This window comes from Nocardia sp. NPDC003482 (assembly GCF_053588115.1).
This window is the reverse complement of sequence record NZ_JBSFPI010000014.1, coordinates 37,631-53,257: the sequence shown is the minus strand read 5'-3', so window position 1 is coordinate 53,257 and position 15,627 is coordinate 37,631. Positions and strand designations below refer to the sequence as shown.

Annotated in this window: 13 protein-coding genes and 1 riboswitch; of the genes, 5 read left to right on the top strand and 8 right to left on the bottom strand. The window is 68.4% G+C overall.

Annotation, left to right across the window (positions count from 1 at the left end; genetic code table 11):
* Nucleotides 1-251: 251 nt before the first annotated feature.
* Nucleotides 252-1,469 (bottom strand): NADP-dependent isocitrate dehydrogenase, encoded by a 1,218-nt coding sequence (locus ACWDSJ_RS22355; RefSeq protein ID WP_387362584.1) that lies wholly within the window; start codon nucleotides 1,467-1,469, stop codon nucleotides 252-254.
* Between the two features lie 255 nt (nucleotides 1,470-1,724).
* A complete protein-coding gene (locus ACWDSJ_RS22350; RefSeq protein ID WP_450034004.1) occupies nucleotides 1,725-3,224 on the bottom strand; it encodes an MFS transporter in 1,500 nt (499 codons plus the stop codon).
* 158 nt (nucleotides 3,225-3,382) lie between these two features.
* Here ACWDSJ_RS22350 and ACWDSJ_RS22345 point away from each other — a divergent pair, with 158 nt between their 5' ends.
* Both ACWDSJ_RS22345 and metX read left to right on the top strand, forming a co-directional pair.
* Nucleotides 3,383-4,036 (top strand): TetR family transcriptional regulator, encoded by a 654-nt coding sequence (locus ACWDSJ_RS22345; protein WP_387362588.1) that lies wholly within the window; start codon nucleotides 3,383-3,385, stop codon nucleotides 4,034-4,036.
* A gap of 53 nt (nucleotides 4,037-4,089) precedes the next feature.
* Nucleotides 4,090-4,200: riboswitch (SAM riboswitch) on the top strand.
* Nucleotides 4,201-4,357: 157 nt separating this feature from the next.
* Nucleotides 4,358-5,497, top strand: coding sequence for a homoserine O-acetyltransferase MetX (gene metX, locus ACWDSJ_RS22340; protein ID WP_387363080.1), 1,140 nt, complete (start codon nucleotides 4,358-4,360; stop codon nucleotides 5,495-5,497).
* 3 nt (nucleotides 5,498-5,500) lie between these two features.
* Here metX and ACWDSJ_RS22335 read toward each other — a convergent pair whose 3' ends face one another.
* Nucleotides 5,501-5,821: a DUF3017 domain-containing protein gene (locus ACWDSJ_RS22335; RefSeq protein WP_450034002.1), complete on the bottom strand. Its 321-nt coding sequence runs from the start codon at nucleotides 5,819-5,821 to the stop codon at nucleotides 5,501-5,503.
* Nucleotides 5,822-5,845: 24 nt separating this feature from the next.
* Between ACWDSJ_RS22335 and ACWDSJ_RS22330 the strand changes: the two genes are divergently transcribed.
* Together ACWDSJ_RS22330 and ACWDSJ_RS22325 are read left to right on the top strand one after the other, a co-directional pair.
* A complete protein-coding gene (locus ACWDSJ_RS22330; protein ID WP_450034001.1) occupies nucleotides 5,846-6,355 on the top strand; it encodes a tRNA (cytidine(34)-2'-O)-methyltransferase in 510 nt (169 codons plus the stop codon).
* A 48-nt stretch (nucleotides 6,356-6,403) separates the two neighbouring features.
* The gene (locus ACWDSJ_RS22325) at nucleotides 6,404-7,654 is read left to right on the top strand and encodes a YhgE/Pip domain-containing protein (RefSeq protein ID WP_450033999.1); all 1,251 of its coding nucleotides are present in this window, start codon (nucleotides 6,404-6,406) and stop codon (nucleotides 7,652-7,654) included.
* 4 nt (nucleotides 7,655-7,658) lie between these two features.
* On the opposite strand, the gene ACWDSJ_RS22320 is transcribed toward ACWDSJ_RS22325, so the two are convergent.
* From ACWDSJ_RS22320 to ACWDSJ_RS22305, 4 genes are read right to left on the bottom strand one after another with little or no spacing between them, the layout of a single operon-like run.
* A complete protein-coding gene (locus ACWDSJ_RS22320) occupies nucleotides 7,659-7,889 on the bottom strand; it encodes a DUF167 domain-containing protein (RefSeq protein WP_450033997.1) in 231 nt (76 codons plus the stop codon).
* Between the two features lie 37 nt (nucleotides 7,890-7,926).
* Nucleotides 7,927-9,057, bottom strand: coding sequence for a hypothetical protein (locus ACWDSJ_RS22315; RefSeq protein ID WP_450033995.1), 1,131 nt, complete (start codon nucleotides 9,055-9,057; stop codon nucleotides 7,927-7,929).
* Nucleotides 9,054-10,649 carry a glycoside hydrolase family 19 protein gene (locus ACWDSJ_RS22310; RefSeq protein WP_450033993.1) on the bottom strand — a complete coding sequence of 532 codons (1,596 nt, stop codon included), beginning with the start codon at nucleotides 10,647-10,649 and terminating at the stop codon, nucleotides 9,054-9,056. Before ACWDSJ_RS22310 ends, ACWDSJ_RS22315 begins: the two co-directional genes overlap by 4 nt.
* On the bottom strand, nucleotides 10,646-11,005 hold the full coding sequence (locus tag ACWDSJ_RS22305; protein ID WP_450033992.1) for a hypothetical protein: 360 nt from the start codon (nucleotides 11,003-11,005) through the stop codon (nucleotides 10,646-10,648). The genes ACWDSJ_RS22310 and ACWDSJ_RS22305 overlap by 4 nt, the downstream gene beginning before the upstream one ends.
* Before the next feature lie 207 nt (nucleotides 11,006-11,212).
* Here ACWDSJ_RS22305 and ACWDSJ_RS22300 point away from each other — a divergent pair, with 207 nt between their 5' ends.
* Nucleotides 11,213-12,181 carry a hypothetical protein gene (locus tag ACWDSJ_RS22300; RefSeq protein WP_450033990.1) on the top strand — a complete coding sequence of 323 codons (969 nt, stop codon included), beginning with the start codon at nucleotides 11,213-11,215 and terminating at the stop codon, nucleotides 12,179-12,181.
* A 6-nt stretch (nucleotides 12,182-12,187) separates the two neighbouring features.
* Here ACWDSJ_RS22300 and ACWDSJ_RS22295 read toward each other — a convergent pair whose 3' ends face one another.
* Nucleotides 12,188-15,526: an error-prone DNA polymerase gene (locus tag ACWDSJ_RS22295; protein ID WP_450034190.1), complete on the bottom strand. Its 3,339-nt coding sequence runs from the start codon at nucleotides 15,524-15,526 to the stop codon at nucleotides 12,188-12,190.
* Nucleotides 15,527-15,627 lie beyond the last annotated feature (101 nt).

The window sequence follows — 15,627 nt, the reverse complement described above, 5'->3', positions numbered from 1 at the left end:
GGTCATGATCAACACCCTTGGCGGACAACTGTTTTCGACCGGAAGGAAGTCGCCGTGCCCGGGTCCGAAAGCCGCGAGCTGTCACGGAGATCACGCCGAGGGCAATCCGGACGCAACCGGCAGACCTCGGCAACCGGACGGCCCGCGACACGATACGGGCACCCGCGGCCACCGACCGATCGGCGGGGGCGGGTGCCCGGATGTTCGCCCTACCTCGCGCCACAGCCCAGGCGCGAGGCCGGATCACCGACTCAGCGCTGTTCGCGCGCCAGGTTGGCGTCGAGCACACCGAGGAACTCCTCGGTGGTCAGATAGCCCTGATCGCCGCCGACCAGCAGCGCCAGATCCTTGGTCATCTGGCCGTCCTCGACGGTCTTGATGACCACGTCCTCGAGGGTCTGCGCGAAGCCGATGACCTCGGGGGTGTTGTCCAGCTTGCCGCGATGGGCCAGGCCACGCGTCCACGCGAAGATCGAGGCGATCGGGTTGGTGGAGGTGGGCTTGCCCTGCTGGTGCTGGCGGAAGTGCCGGGTCACCGTGCCGTGCGCGGCCTCGGCCTCGCAGGTCCGGCCGTCCGGGGTGAGCAGCACCGAGGTCATCAGGCCCAGCGAGCCGAAGCCCTGTGCCACGGTGTCGGACTGCACGTCGCCGTCGTAGTTCTTGCACGCCCAGACGTAGCCGCCCTCCCACTTGAGCGCGGAGGCGACCATGTCGTCGATGAGCCGGTGCTCGTAGGTGAGCCCGGCCGCGTCGAACTCGTTCTTGAACTCGGTCTCGTAGATCTCCTGGAACGTGTCCTTGAACATGCCGTCGTAGGCCTTCAGGATCGTGTTCTTGGTGGACATGTAGACCGGGTAGTTCTGCTGCAGGCCGTAGTTCAGCGACGCGCGCGCGAAATCCTCGATGGACTTCTTGAAGTTGTACATGCCCATCACCACGCCGCCGTCCTCGGGGATCTTCACGACCTCGTGGACGATCGGCTCACTGCCGTCCTCGGGGGTGAAGGTGAGGGTGACGGTGCCCGCCTGATGCACCTTGAAGTCCGTGGCCCGGTACTGGTCGCCGAAGGCGTGACGGCCGATGATGATCGGCTTGGTCCAGCCCGGCACCAGGCGCGGAACGTTGGAGATGATGATCGGCGCGCGGAAGATGGTGCCGCCGAGGATGTTGCGGATCGTGCCGTTCGGCGAGCGCCACATCTTCTTGAGACCGAATTCCTTGACGCGGGCCTCGTCGGGGGTGATCGTGGCGCATTTGACGCCCACGCCGTGCTTCTTGATGGCGTTGGCCGCGTCGACGGTCACCTGGTCGTCGGTCTTGTCCCGATATTCGATGCCCAGGTCGTAGTACTCGAGGTTCACATCGAGGTACGGGTGGATCAGCTTGTCCTTGATGAACTGCCAGATGATCCGGGTCATCTCGTCACCGTCGAGTTCGACGACGGTCCCTTCAACCTTGATCTTGGACATGGATCTTCGTGTCCTCCTAGGAAGGTGCTCCCATTGCACGGCCAGGTGAACACGCTTGTGAGCGGACCCCAGCTGTTCAACAGACAACGTATACGCCCCGCGTTGTCCACGGGACTCCTGGTGCTTAACAAGACAAGCGTACTGGTAGCCGTGGGCTCACTTCCAGGGGATGCCCGCCGGTGAGCTCGACCCGAAAACGAGCGCTGCCCCGCCTTCCGTGCGGGAAGGCAGGGCAGCGCGCGAATCGGAACCTCGTCAGACGGCCACGGCCACGGCGTGTTCGTCCCCCTCGAGCAGGTTCTCCGGCTTGTCGCGGATCATCAGCGCGACGATCACGATCGCGGCCGCGAAGAAGCCCGCGCCGATGTAGAAGGCCACGTTGTAGCTGTGGATCGCGGCCCGGGCGACGACATTGTCGATGGTCGGGTGGTTCTCGGCGTACCGCTGGGCGACCTGCACCGAGATGCTGGTCAGCAGGGCCGTGCCGATCGCGCCGCCGACCTGTTGCGCGGCATTGAGCAGCGCGCTGGCCACGCCCGAATCCTCGGCCTCGACCTGATGCAGCGCGGTGGTCTGCATGGACACGAACGTCGCGCCCATGCCCAGGGCGATCAGCGCGATGGCGGGCAGCACGCTGCTGGCGAAGCTGTCGCCGTAGCTCAGCTGGGCCAGGTAGAGCAGTCCGGCGATGCCGAGCACCGAGCCGGCGATCATGAGCGGCCGCGGACCGATGCGGGGCAGCAGCGCGCTCGCCACACCCGCCGAGATCACGATGCCGATCGGGAAGGGCAGGAACGCCACGCCCGCCTTCAGCGAGCTGTAGCCCAGGGTGATCTGCAGGTAGTAGCTCAGGTTGATGAACATCGCGAACATCGCGATCGGCACCAGCAGCGCCACCAGATACGAGCCACCCCGGTTGATCTCGCCCGGAATATGCAGCGGCAGAAGCGGATTCGACGTGCGCCGCTCGATCGCGACGAACACCGCGAGCAGCGCGACACCCGCGATCAGCAGGGCGAGGGTGGTCGAGGCCAGCCAGCCGTCCTCGGCCGCGCGGCTGAAGCCGTAGACCACCGAGATCAGACCGAGGGTGACGGTCACCGCGCCGGGCACGTCGTAGCCGCCGGTGCGCGGGGCGGGCACATCCTTGATCACGAAGGCCAGCGCGCCGACCACGGCCAGCAGCGCGACCGGGGTGTTCACCAGCAGGCACCAGCGCCAGTCGGCGTACTCGGTGAGCGCGCCGCCCGCGATCAGGCCGATCGCCGCTCCGCCCGCGGACACACCCGCGAAAGCGCCGAAGGCCCTTGCCCTTTCGCGCGCCTCGGTGAAGGTGACCGACACCAGTGACAGCGCCGCGGGCGCCAGCACGGCCGCGAACGCGCCCTGCAACGCGCGCCCGGCGAACAGTTCGGCGGCGTTCTGGGCGAGGCCCGCCAGCGCGGAGGCGCCGGCGAAGCCGACCAGGCCCACCAGGAACATCCGGCGGCGACCCAGGTAGTCCGCGAGGCGGCCACCGAGCAGCAACAGGCCGCCGAAGATCAGCGTGTAGGCGGTGAGCATCCACTGCTTGTCGCCGTCGCTGATGTTCAGATCGCGCTGGGCGAACGGCAGCGAGATCGTGACGATGGTGGCGTCGAGAACCACCATGAGCTGGGCCAAGGCGAGCACGCCGAGGGCCCACCACCGGGTCGGGCTCTTGGACCCGGTCGAGGTCTGAGTGGGAGCGAGTTCTGCGGTCCCGGTTTCTGTCATGAGGGGGACTCCTGAGTGGAAGAAGCAGTTCCGTCGCGTCGTTGGAACGTGACAGCAATCCTGTCACCGTCCGCCAAGTGGCGTCAAGAGAAAAATGTCGTAGTGCGACATTTGACGTATCTCGTCACAATAAGAGCCGTTGGCGATAGGATGGGGTCATGCTCGAGTCACCTACCCAGCTCGGCCTCCGGGAGCGCAAGAAGCAGCAGACCCGGCGGCGGATCATCGAGGTGGCGCTGCGCCTGTGCGATGCCCAGGGGTTCGACGCGACCACCGTCGAGCAGATCGCCGATGCCGCCGACGTCTCGCCGCGCACGGTCAACCGGTACTTCGAGCTGAAGGAGGACATCGTCCTCGCGCCCATCGAGGAGATGGGCAGGGTCCTCGGGGCCGAGCTGCGCAAGCAGCCCGTCACGGGCAACGAGCTCGTCGCCCTGCACGACACCTTCCTGACCGTGGTCACCAACAGCCTCGCGGGCGCGGAACCGCCGTTCGAGTGGTTCCAGCAGATGCAGCGGATCACCCGCAGCAGCGCCACCGTGCGCGCCCGCAGTATGGACATCGCCGACACCAAGACCATCGAGATCCATTCCGCTATCGCAGAGCGCATCGGCGCGGACCCCGATTCGCTGACCGTGCGCGTCATCGCGGGCACGTGGAACGCGATCATGCGGGCCGGAATGGAATGCGAGACGCCGTCGATGGACTGCGCCCCGAACGTGTCCGCGGAGGCCAACATTCGCGCCGTCAAGGCGGCCTATGCCGAGTTCATCCAGCATTGCGCGGTACCGATGGCGCAGGCGCGCGGCTAGGCCGCCGAGACCGTCTCGCGTCCGGTTCGGCCGATCCGCTACCATTTTCGAAAGGTCATGAGCGCCAGCGCCAAGCCCCGGCTCGCTGGCCGGCAACCCTCCAGTTGCGGTGGGGTGCTCCGGGTGATGACCGGGCTCCCGAGGGTCGGGAGCAAGCGCGACGATCGAGGAGGTCCCCGCGAATGCGCTGTTGCTGTTGTCGGCTCTCGTCCGATAACACCAGCAAGCCCAGTCCGGCGACCCATAGGAGCAGGCTATGAGTAACCCGACCGTTACCATCGACATCGTGTGTGCCCTTCGGACGGCGGCGGCCCGGTGACCGTGAGTATCGAATCGAGCACCTCGGCGGCCGCGCTGCTTCCCCCGGCCGACGGTCGTCTGGAGACGATCGCCATCGGGGACGTGCGCCTGGAGAGCGGCGCGACGATCCCCGACGTCGAGCTGGCGGTGCAGCGCTGGGGCGAGCTCTCGCCCGACCTGGACAACATCGTGCTGGTCGAGCACGCCCTGACCGGTGATTCGCACGTGGTCGGCGCGCCCGACGCACTGCATCCGCTGCCCGGCTGGTGGGACGGCGTCGTCGGCCCGGGTCTGCCGCTGGACACCGACGAGTGGTGTGTCATCGCCACCAATGTGCTCGGCGGCTGCAAGGGCAGCACCGGGCCCGCGTCCCTCGCCCCCGACGGAAAGCCTTGGGGCTCACGGTTTCCCGAGATCTCCATTCGCGATCAGGTGACCGCCGAGGTGGCGCTGTTCGATCTGCTGGGCGTGTCGCGGCTGGCCGCCGTGGTCGGCGGCTCGATGGGCGGTATGCGGGTACTGGAGTGGATGATCGGCCATCCCAACCGCGTCGGCGCCGCGCTGGTGCTGGCCGTCGGGCCGCGCGCCACCGCCGATCAGATCGGCACCCAGACCACGCAGATCGCCGCCATCAAGGCCGACCCCGATTGGCAGGGCGGCGACTACCACGGCACCGGCCGTCGCCCGACCACCGGCATGGGCATCGCCCGCCGCATCGCGCACCTGACCTACCGCACCGAGTTCGAACTCGACCACCGCTTCGAGAATCACGGTCAGGCCGACGAGGACCCGTGGCACGGCGGCCGCTACGCGGTGCAGAGCTACCTGGAGTACCAGGCGGAGAAGCTCGTACAGCGGTTCGACCCCGCCACCTACGTCCTGCTCACCGAGGCGATGAACCGGCACGACGTCGGCCGCGGCCGCGGTGGGATCGAGGCCGCGCTGGCCGCCACCCCCGTCCCGTGCATCGTCGGCGGCGTCGACTCCGATCGCCTCTACCCGCTGCGCACCCAGCAGGAGCTCGCCGATCTGCTCCCCGGCTGCAAGGAACTCGAGGTGGTCCGTTCCCGCGACGGCCACGACGGCTTCCTCACCGAGACCGAGGCCGTCGGCAAGCTGCTGGCCGAGACGATGGAACTCGCTCGCGCCGCCCGCGATTGACGCTCAGGCCACCCCGAGGCTGCTGATCGTCGCCGCGAGCGCGACGATGCTGCCGCCCAGCAAGGTGTAGGCCCCCACATCGAACGGCCTGCTGCGCACCGCCAACAACCCGACCCGCACGGTCGGCAGGCACAACCGCAACGCGGCCGCGAGCAACGTCGCCCCGCCGATGAAGAACGCCCCGCGCCGCCACCGATCCTGCGCCACGAACACCACGGCCACCACCAGCACGGCCACCACCAGCAGAATCGGCAGATTCGTCCGGAGAAACCGCCCCACCGGCCCGTGCTGATGAGGGTGCGAGTGTTCGAGCGCATCGGTCACGCTGCCATTCTGGCATCAGGGGTCATGCCCGCGGCGAACCGCACGGGACGGCTCGAGATACTGAGGCACGTGCTGCATGTGGTGTTCTTCGAGCCTCGTATTCCGCCCAATACCGGCAATGCCATTCGGCTGGCGGCCGGGACGGGGTGTGAGCTGCACCTGGTGGAGCCGTTGGGGTTCGATCTGTCGGAGCCGAAGTTGCGGCGGGCGGGGTTGGACTACCATGACCTGGCCTCGGTGACCGTGCATGAAAACCTTTCCGCGGCTTATGAATTCATTCGGCCGGAGCGGGTGTACGCGTTCACGGCCAAGGCGACGACGTGGAACACCGATGTCGCGTTCCGCAAGGGCGATGTGCTGTTGTTCGGGCCGGAGCCGACCGGGCTGCCCGAGGAGGTGCTCGCCGATCCGCGCGTGACCGATCAGGTGCGGATCCCCATGTTGCCCGGACGGCGGTCGATGAATCTGTCCAACGCGGCGGCAGTGGCGGTGTACGAGGCGTGGCGGCAGTTGGGGTTCCCGGGCGCGGTGTGACCGCATGTCGGCGGCGAATTGCCACGGATGTGCTGTTAGCGTCGCGCTGTGACGTCGACGACCGACGAGAACGACACGGACGACGGTTCCCGCTGGGAGCACAAGACGTGGGCGGTCCCGCTCGTCATCGCGATGGGGTTGCTGACCCTGCTCGCGCTGTCGTACCTGGGCAGTGTGCTGCATCCACAACGGAATCTGCACGACTTTCCGCTGGCGTTGGTGAACACCGATCGGGGGCCGGAGGGCGCGCGGGTGGCCGAGCAGGTGCGCGCGGCGTTCCCGGCGGGTCGGATCCAGTGGCACGTGGTCGACGCCGCGGAGTCCGATCGGCTGATGTCGGTGGGAAACATCTACGGCGCCATCGTGATTCCCGAGGACTTCAGCGACCGGTTGTCCGCGCTCACCCGGCCCGCGGCGGGCACGGGCACCGCGCCCGGGATCGAACTGCGGACCAATCCGCGCGCGGGGACGACCGCGATCGCGCTCACCACCCAGCTGCTCACGCCCGTACTCACCGAGGTCGACAAGCGCCTGGGCGGGACGACCACCGAACAAGCGCGAGCGAACGGGGTGGTCATGTCGGACGCGGCGCTGGTGACGCTCTCGTCGCCCGCCCAGGTCACCACCACCCAGTTCGCGCCGTTGCCCGAGGGCACGGCCAACGGCATCTCCGCCTTCTACTACACGCTGCTGGTGGTGTTCGCGGGCTTCACCAGCAGCATGCTGATCAATATCGGCGTCGACACCGTCACCCGGGACGACCCCAAGGTGAACCGTTGGCGCGCACTGCTTTTCAAGTGGGCGTTGATCGCGGTCGTGGCCCTGGTGATGGCGGGCTGCTACGAGCTGATCGCCTATTGGCTCGGTATGCCCGTCGATCATCGGCTGACCCTGTTCGGTTTCAGCATGTTCGCCTCGCTCGCGGTGGGGATGACGGCGCTGGCCAATCTGGCGGTGGTCTCGGCGGTGGCCTCCGCGCTGCGGCTGCCGGTGCTGAACAACCTGGGCATGCCGATCAACATGCTCGTGTTCATCGCGCTCGGCCTGCCGTCCTCCGGCGGCATCATGCCGGTGCAGGCGACGCCCCGGTTGTACGGGGCGCTGGCCGAATTCGAGCCCATGCATCAGGTGTTCCTCGGGGTGCGCTCGATCCTGTACTTCGACGCCCGCGCGGCGGCCGGACTCACCCGGGCGCTGGTGATGTGCTCGGTGGGCGTCTGCTTCGCGGTCGTGGTCGGGATGTTGGCGACGCTGGGATACGAACGGCTGCAAGCCCGCTCGTCGACCGCCGAGGAGTGACCGCTCAGTCGCCGATCTCGAAGCGTTTGTACCGCGAGGTCGCCCCGGCGGTGAGCCGCACCCGGCTCTTGGCCACGCCGAAGTGTTCGGCCAGCAGTTCGATCGCCGCTCTGTTGGCCTTCCCCTCCGCGGCGGGCGCCCGGACGTACAGCAGCAGGGTTCCGTCGTCGAGCGTCTCGACGAGCGGGCCCTTCCCGCTGTTGGGTTTGATGGTCGCCCGGACCACGGTCGGCACGCGCGGCTCCTGTCCTCGGTTTCCGACACCGTAGCGTTCACGGCAGTACCCACGGCAGCCGGACGTCGATGACATCGTGAGCCAGCACCCGCGTCTCGGTGGCGCTCGACAGCACCAGGTCACCGGACTGAACCGCGTGCACGCCCTCGGTTCCGGTGTGCTTGACGCGCAGGGTGGCCTGCGGTGTGAGCGATCCGTAGCGGAGGGTGGCGGTGTCGCCACGACGGTCCCACTGGCCGCCGGTGCGGGTCCACACTTCCGTTCCCGTCAGTCGTTCTGGGGCCGTCGGTTCCCACGTCAATCCGGTCGCGATCGCCGTGGCACCGGCCCAGCGCAGATCGGTGATCGCCGAACAGGTGGACTCGACGGGGAGACGTTGCGTGTCGATCCGGCCCTCGGGCAACTGAACCGAGACCAGATGCGCTCTGCCGCAGGTATTTCCGTCGCGAGCGTGTCCGATGAATGCTGCCTCGCGGCCGTCGGACCGGAACGCGCCGGCGACTAGCGGCATATTCACGCCCTCGACGCGGCCCAGCTCGCGCGCGGCGCCGGTGGCGGTGTCGACCTGGAACAGGTGGTTGACGGCCCAGGTCACGCCCGGCGGCGCTTCGGTCAGATCGAGGATCAACCCGTTCGCGTGCGCGGCCAGCAGCTGCGGACCGGACAAGACGTTGCCCGGGGTGAGGGGATCTCGGGGCGGTGGCATCCGAACCTCCTTCGAGACAATCGGTTTCGGCGACGAGAGGTCGGATTCGGCGAATCCGTCGGGCTGCCACCAGCCGACCGAGGCGCCCGCCAAGGGGAAGACCTTGGTGCAGTGGCAGTCGATACGGTGGGACTCCGCTCCGGCGGCCATGTCGAAGGACGTCAGTCCGCCCGCGCCGTCGAGCGCATAGATTCGCGAATTGTCCTGCGTGAAGCCGAATTCGGTGTACGTGCCCCGATGTCGGGCGATGGTCCGTTCCGGGGTGGCCAGCACGAGCTCGCCGCCGCGGACGTAGTAGACGAACGGGTGTCCCCTGGCCTGCGCCATCGTATCGTCACGCACCGAGGCGACGGATTGCGTTGCGGTGGTGCGAGTTTGCCCACCGGCACATCCGGCCGAGAAGGCCACCCCGAACAACACCACCGCCACCGCGCACCGGCGAGGACCGGAGTTTCGGCTCATCGCAGCACCTCCAATGCTCGGTAGTAGTACGCCTCGCGGTCGGCGAGGCCGTGATAACCGCCGTTGATCGCCCGAGTGATCGCCACGAAAACGGCCGCGTCAGCGAGATGGTTGAGGTCGCGGGAACTCCAGTACCACTGGGCTATTCGAAACCCGATATCGGGCCGAGCGGCCAGCTCGGGGTCTCCCTCGAGGTCCAGCCCGAGCGCCGCGCCCGCCTCGCGATAGTTGGCCCGCCCGGTCAACTGGATGGGTCCACGCCCGTGATACCGCGGCCCGTCGCCGGGCTCGGTATTGCCCGCCGCCGGATTGGCCCCATCCGGGTCGTACTGCCGGAAGTATTCGTCATCGCCCAGCTCCTCGAAATATCGCAGCTGCCCACTCTCGTGGGCGAGCTGGGCGAGGAACGCCGCCCGACGCAACCGCGTGGTGATCTCGCCCTCCCACAGGGCCGCATTGAGCGCGGGCAGATACCGCTCGGCCAGATCTGTTGGCAGACCGGGCATGATGGCCGTCAATTGTTCGACACTGATCCCGTCGAGAGGCGGCGGTTCGAGCACCGGCAGGTCCGGCACAGTCGGTTCGCCCTCACCCGCCCCGTCCTCGGTCGGTTGTGTAGCGGCCTGCTCGCTCTCCTCTCCATCCGCAGTGGCACCGGCACAACGTGTTTCGGCCTCTCCGTCCGCACCTTCCCCATCCGGAGCGTCGAGCGACGTCGTTTTCGCCTGCTCCCCGGGCGACGGCAAGGGAGCGTTCTCCCCCTCGCCCGCGACTTCCGTATCCGCGCCATTTGGGGACGGCGTACCCGCCTCGCCCGCAGCCTCCGTGCCCGCGCCATTCGAGGACGGCGTACCCGCCTCGTCCACAGCCGACGGCAAAGGAGGGTTCTCACCCTCGCCCGCAGCCTCCGTGCCCGCGCCATTCAAGGAGGGCGTACCCGCCTGCTCCCCAGCCGCTGGCCAGGGAGCGGTCTCACCCTCGCCCGTATCCGGGACACTCTCGGACGTCGTTCCCGTCTGCTCGCTTGCCGACGGCGAAGGCCCGTTCCCGCTCTTGCGGGGATCGTCGCCATTCGCCCTCTCCGGCAATGCGGGAAAGGCGAAAAGCACTGCGAGCTGGTTCAATTCGTCGAGGGCGGCTCGGATGGTGGCGCGGCCGCGTTCGTCGGCGCGGGCCACGGCCGCGGCGGCCTCGGCGATCACCTCACCCCATTCGCTGGTGAGGTGAACGGTTTCCGCGCTCACGCGCCAGTTCTCGTCGACCACGCATCCGGCGTCCTCCGCGTCGGCGACGTAGTCCAGCAGGACCAGGGCCGTGTGGTGCAGGTCCGACAGCGCTCGCACGCCCGCGTCGCGGAGGACCGCGGCGCGCTCGCAGAGCAGGCGGTTGTGCCGGTGTGTGGTCTCGACGTGGGTGAGGACCGCGTCGAAGGCCGCACCTTGCCAGCCGCCGTCCTCGAGGCGGCGGCATTCGGCGAGGACGATGGTGGACAGCGACTCCAGATCGTTGATGTGCCGGTCGAATTCGGCACGCAGGCGTTCGGCCGCCGCCGAGGCGCGCCACGTGCTGAGCACGGAACGGGGCGGCGTCATGTCCGCACCGCCGTTTCGTCGAGTTCCGCGGCCACCGCGCGATCGAATTGGGTCACGGCGTCGGCGGTTCGGTCCGTGTGCTCGGCCACCCGGCCGAAATGATCGGCGCTGTGCTGCACCAAATTGGCGAGCGTACAGGCCGTTTCACACCAGGCCGGAATCATCGCGCTGCACGGAATCGATTCCGCGACCCGAGCGAGACTTTCCACCGTCCTTTCCGCGGCACCGTCCAAATCCTGAAACGCTTGCCGCGCAACGCATCCGAAGCGGATGACGGCCTCGGCGTCGAGAATACATCTGTTCCGCATGAATCCCCCTAACCGTTCGTTCCCGAGCGACTCGACCACGGTAACCACGCCCGCCGACACCTGTCACGAACGAATATGCAGCCGCACCCTTTATTCGAATCCGCACCCTTTACATGGCTTGCAAGGGGTGCGGATTCGAATAAAGGGTGCGGATTGCAGCGGATTGCAATGGACCTTCCGGTCTGTCGCGCCGGGGCGGTACCCTCGCGAATGGGAGCGGGGAGGCAGGAGCCTCGCACGAGCGGAGAGTGCGCTATGGCAAAGCACGGTGCGTTACTGCTCGGAATGTTGGCGGCGCTGCTGCTGATATTCGCAGGTCCGGCGGCTGCCGGGCCGGTCACCATCCACGACGACTCGAACGTCCTCGACGACGCGAGAGTCACCGACGCGGGCAATGCCGTGCCGGATCCGGTCCAGGTCTTCACCACCGAGGAGCTCGCCGACAACAGCGCGGGCTTCGATCAGAAGGCGCAATCGCATGTCACCGCGCCCAACGACGTGGTGATCGCCATCAACACCAAGTCCAGACATCTGGCCATCCGCACGGGATCCAACTCGCACATCCGCGACACGTCCCCGGCGATCAAGGCGTTCCAGAACGACTTCGGCGGCAACGACTACACCGCCGCGACGGTCGGCGCGCTGAATTCGCTTGCGCAGACGGCGAATCAGCCCGCACCCACCCGGAGCAACCGCGCCACGCCCGCCCCGCAGGCTCAGCACAGTCGCCACAACACCGGCTTCAGCCTGTGGAGCGTGCTGTGCCCGCTGGTGGTCATCGCGCTGGTCGTCGCCGCGGTGGTGGCGCTGTTCCGGCGCCGCGGCCGGGGTGGCGGCGGTCCCTTCACCCGGGGGAACCCGCCCGGCGGCTACGGGCCGGGAGGTTACGGCCCCGGCGGCTACGACCAAGGCTATGGCCCCGGCTACGACCAGGGCTACGGGCCCGGGTACGGCCGCCGCGGGATGAGCCCGGGGATGGCGGGCGGTCTCGGCGCGGCGGCGGGCGCGGTCGGCGGCGGTCTGCTCGGCTACGAGCTGGGCCGGATGGAAGGTCGCGACGAGGAACGCGCGCACGACTACGACCAGCCGCCACCGGATTCCGGCTACGACCAGTCGCCCCAGGAGTGGGGCGGCGGGGGCGGCGACGCCGATTTCGGTGGCGGCGACAGCGGCGGATTCGACGGCGGCGGTGGAGACAGCGGGGGTGGTAGCGGCGACTTCTGAACGCGCTCACCGGAAGTCGCGCGACTTCGACCCCATCCGCAGATCCATGCGCTGAAGATGTTCGGCGACCACGCTGACCACCCCTTCGACGTTCTGGATACGCCCGCGGATCAGCAGAGCCGGTGCGCTCTGAGCGACCCGGCGATAGCGGTGCCACAGCCCCACCGAACAGACGACGTTCACCATGCCGGTCTCGTCCTCCAGATTGATGAAGGTGACCCCGGCCGCGGTGGCGGGCCGCTGCCGATGGGTGACCGCGCCGCCCACCAGCACCTTGGTCCCGTCCGCCACCGCACCGAGGCGGTTCACGGGCACCACACCGAGCGAATTCAGTTGCGGGCGTAGGAATTCGGTGGGGTAGCTGCCCGGCGACACCCCCGTCGCCCAGACGTCGGCCGCCGCCAGCTCCAGCTCACCCATGCCGGGCAGGGCGGGGGCGGTGGTGGCGGCGCCGGTGCCCGGCAGGCGGTCGGCCCGCTCCCCCGCCGCCGCCCCGGCGCCCCACAGCGCCTGGCGGCGGGTCAGGCCCAGGCTGGCGAGCGCACCCGCGGTGGCCAGCGCCTCGGCCTGCGGCACCGTCAGCTCCACCCGACCGGTCAGATCCAAGAAGGAGGTGAAATGCCCGGATTCCCGTGCGGCGACGATCTTCTCGGCCAGTTCGTCGCCGATGTGCCGGATCGCGGCCAACCCGAGCCGCACCTGGGTGCCGCGCTGTTCCAGGGTGGCGTCGGCGAGGCTGTGGTTGACGTCCGGACCGTGGACGACCACCCCGTGCCTGCGCGCGTCGGCCACCAGCGACTGCGGCGAATAGAACCCCATCGGCTGGGCGTTGAGCAGCCCCGCGCAGAACGCCGCCGGATGATGCAGCTTGAACCACGCCGAATAGAACACCAGCGCGGCGAAACTCTGCGAATGGCTTTCCGGGAAGCCGAAATTCGCGAACGCGTACACCTTCTCGTAGATCCGGTCCGCCAGATCGCCGGTGATGCCGTGCAATTCGCGCATACCCCGATAGAACCGCTCCCGCAGCCGTTCCATCTTCTCGGTGGAACGTTTGGAACCCATCGCCCGGCGCAATTGGTCCGCCTCGGCCGCGCTGAAACCGGCGACATCGACGGCCATCTGCATCAACTGCTCCTGGAACAGCGGCACACCCAGCGTGCGCTCGAGCGAATTGCGCAGCGCCTCATGCTCGTAGGTGACCTCCTCCGCGCCGTTGCGGCGGCGGATATAGGGATGCACCGAACCGCCCTGAATCGGTCCGGGCCGGATCAGCGCCACCTCCACGACCAGGTCGTAGAAGGCACGCGGCCGCAGCCGGGGCAGGGTGGCCATCTGCGCGCGCGACTCCACCTGGAACACCCCCACCGAATCCGCCCGCGACAGCATCTCGTAGACGGCCGTCTCCCGCAGATCCAGCTCGAACAGCTCGACTACCTGTCCGGTGTGCTCGCGCACCAGATCGATCATGTAGTGCAGCGCCGAGAGCATGCCCAGGCCGAGCATGTCGAATTTCACCAGACCCGCCGCGGCGCAATCGTCCTTGTCCCACTGCAGGACGCTGCGCCCGGGCATGCGGGCCCACTCGACCGGGCAGACGTCGGCGATGGGCCGATCGCAGATCACCATGCCGCCGGAGTGAATGCCCAGATGCCTCGGCAGTCCCTCGATCTCCCCGGCCAGTTCCAGCACCCGGTCCGGGATGTCGGTGTGCCGCTCGCCCGCCACCCCGGTCCACCGGCTCACCTGTTTGCTCCACGCGTCCTGCTGACCGGGCGAAAACCCCAGGGCCCGTGCGGCATCGCGCACCGCGGACTTCCCCCGATAGGTGATCACATTGGCCACCTGGGCGGCGTATTCGCGGCCGTATTTGGCGTAGACGTGCTGGATCGCCTCCTCGCGCCGATCGGATTCGATGTCGATATCGATATCGGGCGGCCCGTCGCGTTCGGGCGCCAGGAACCGTTCGAACAGCAGATCATTGCTGACCGGATCGACATTGGTGATGCCGATGGCGTAGCAGACCGCGGAATTGGCGGCCGAACCGCGACCCTGGCACAGGATGTCGTTGGCCCGGCAGAACGCGACGATGTCGTGTACCACCAGGAAATAACCGGGGAAGCCGAGATCGGCGATGATCCGCAGCTCGTGATCGATCTGCCGGTACGCCTTGGGGTTTCGCTCCGGCGGGCCGTAGCGGCGGGCCGCGCCCTCGTAGGCGAGCTTGCGCAGCCAGGAATCCTCGTCGTGGTCGTCGGGGAGCTCGAACGGCGGCAGTTCCGGCGCGATGAGTTTCAGGTCGAAGGCGCATTCCCGGGCGAGCGTCACGGCATTGGCCACCGCCTGCGGACAGGTCTCGAACAGCCGGGCCATCTCCGCCCCCGACCGCAGATGCGCCCCGCCCGCGGGGGCCAGCCAGCCGTCCATCTCGTCCAGGCTCTGCCGGGCCCGGATCGCGGCCAGGGCCATGGCCCGGCGGCGGTGCCGGGGCGCGGCGAAATGCGCTGCGGTCGTGGCGATCACGGGCAGGCCCACCCGATCGGCAAGGGCGAGCAGCCGGGCATTGCGTTCGTCGTCGGTCGGGATGCCGTGGTGGGTGAGCTCCACGGTCACGCGGTCGGCGCCGAACCGATCGGTCAGCTCGCGCAACGCCGCCTCGGCCGCGGCGTCACCGCGCTGAAGTGCCTGGCGCACCGGGCCTTTGCGGCAACCGGTGAGGATCTGCCAGTGCCCCCCGGCCGCCTCGGTGAGCCGGTCCAGGTCGTAGCGCAGGATGCCCTTCTCCCCCGCGACCATGTGCGCGGCCGAGATCTCGCGCGACAATCGGCGATAACCCTCCTGCCCGCGCGCCAGCACCAACAGATGCGGGCCCGCGGGATCGGGAACGCCGGTGCGCGGCTCGGAATCGGCGGGCGCCGGTCGACGGGCACGGCCGCGAGGTTCGAGGTGCGCGCTCGCCCGCGCCGCGCTGCCCAGCGACAGTTCCGCGCCGAAGACCGTGGGCAGACCCCATTCGGCCGCCGCCTCGGCGAAGCGCACCACCCCGTAGAACCCGTCGTGATCGGTGAGCGCGAGCGCCTCGAGGCCCAGCCGCACGGCCTCCTCGACCAGATCCTCCGGCTGGCAGGCGCCGTCGAGGAAGCTGTAGGCGGAGTGGGTGTGCAGTTCGGCGTAGGGCACCGTGGGTTCGGTGGGCGGACGCGATCCCGCTCGGTAGGTCCCGCGCTTGCGCGACCAGGCCGGGCTGTCGCCGCCGTCGCCGGGCGGATCGGCGGGACGGCCCGGTCTCCCGGACAGCACCCGTTCCATCTCCGCCCAGGTCGGCGGGCCGTCGCTCCAGCCCATGCACACCTCCGGCATACCGATCGGTTCCTATTTGTCTCGAACATACATTCGAGAATCGAACTGGGGAAGTTCGGTATCCGGACTGTGATCAGCCACATTGG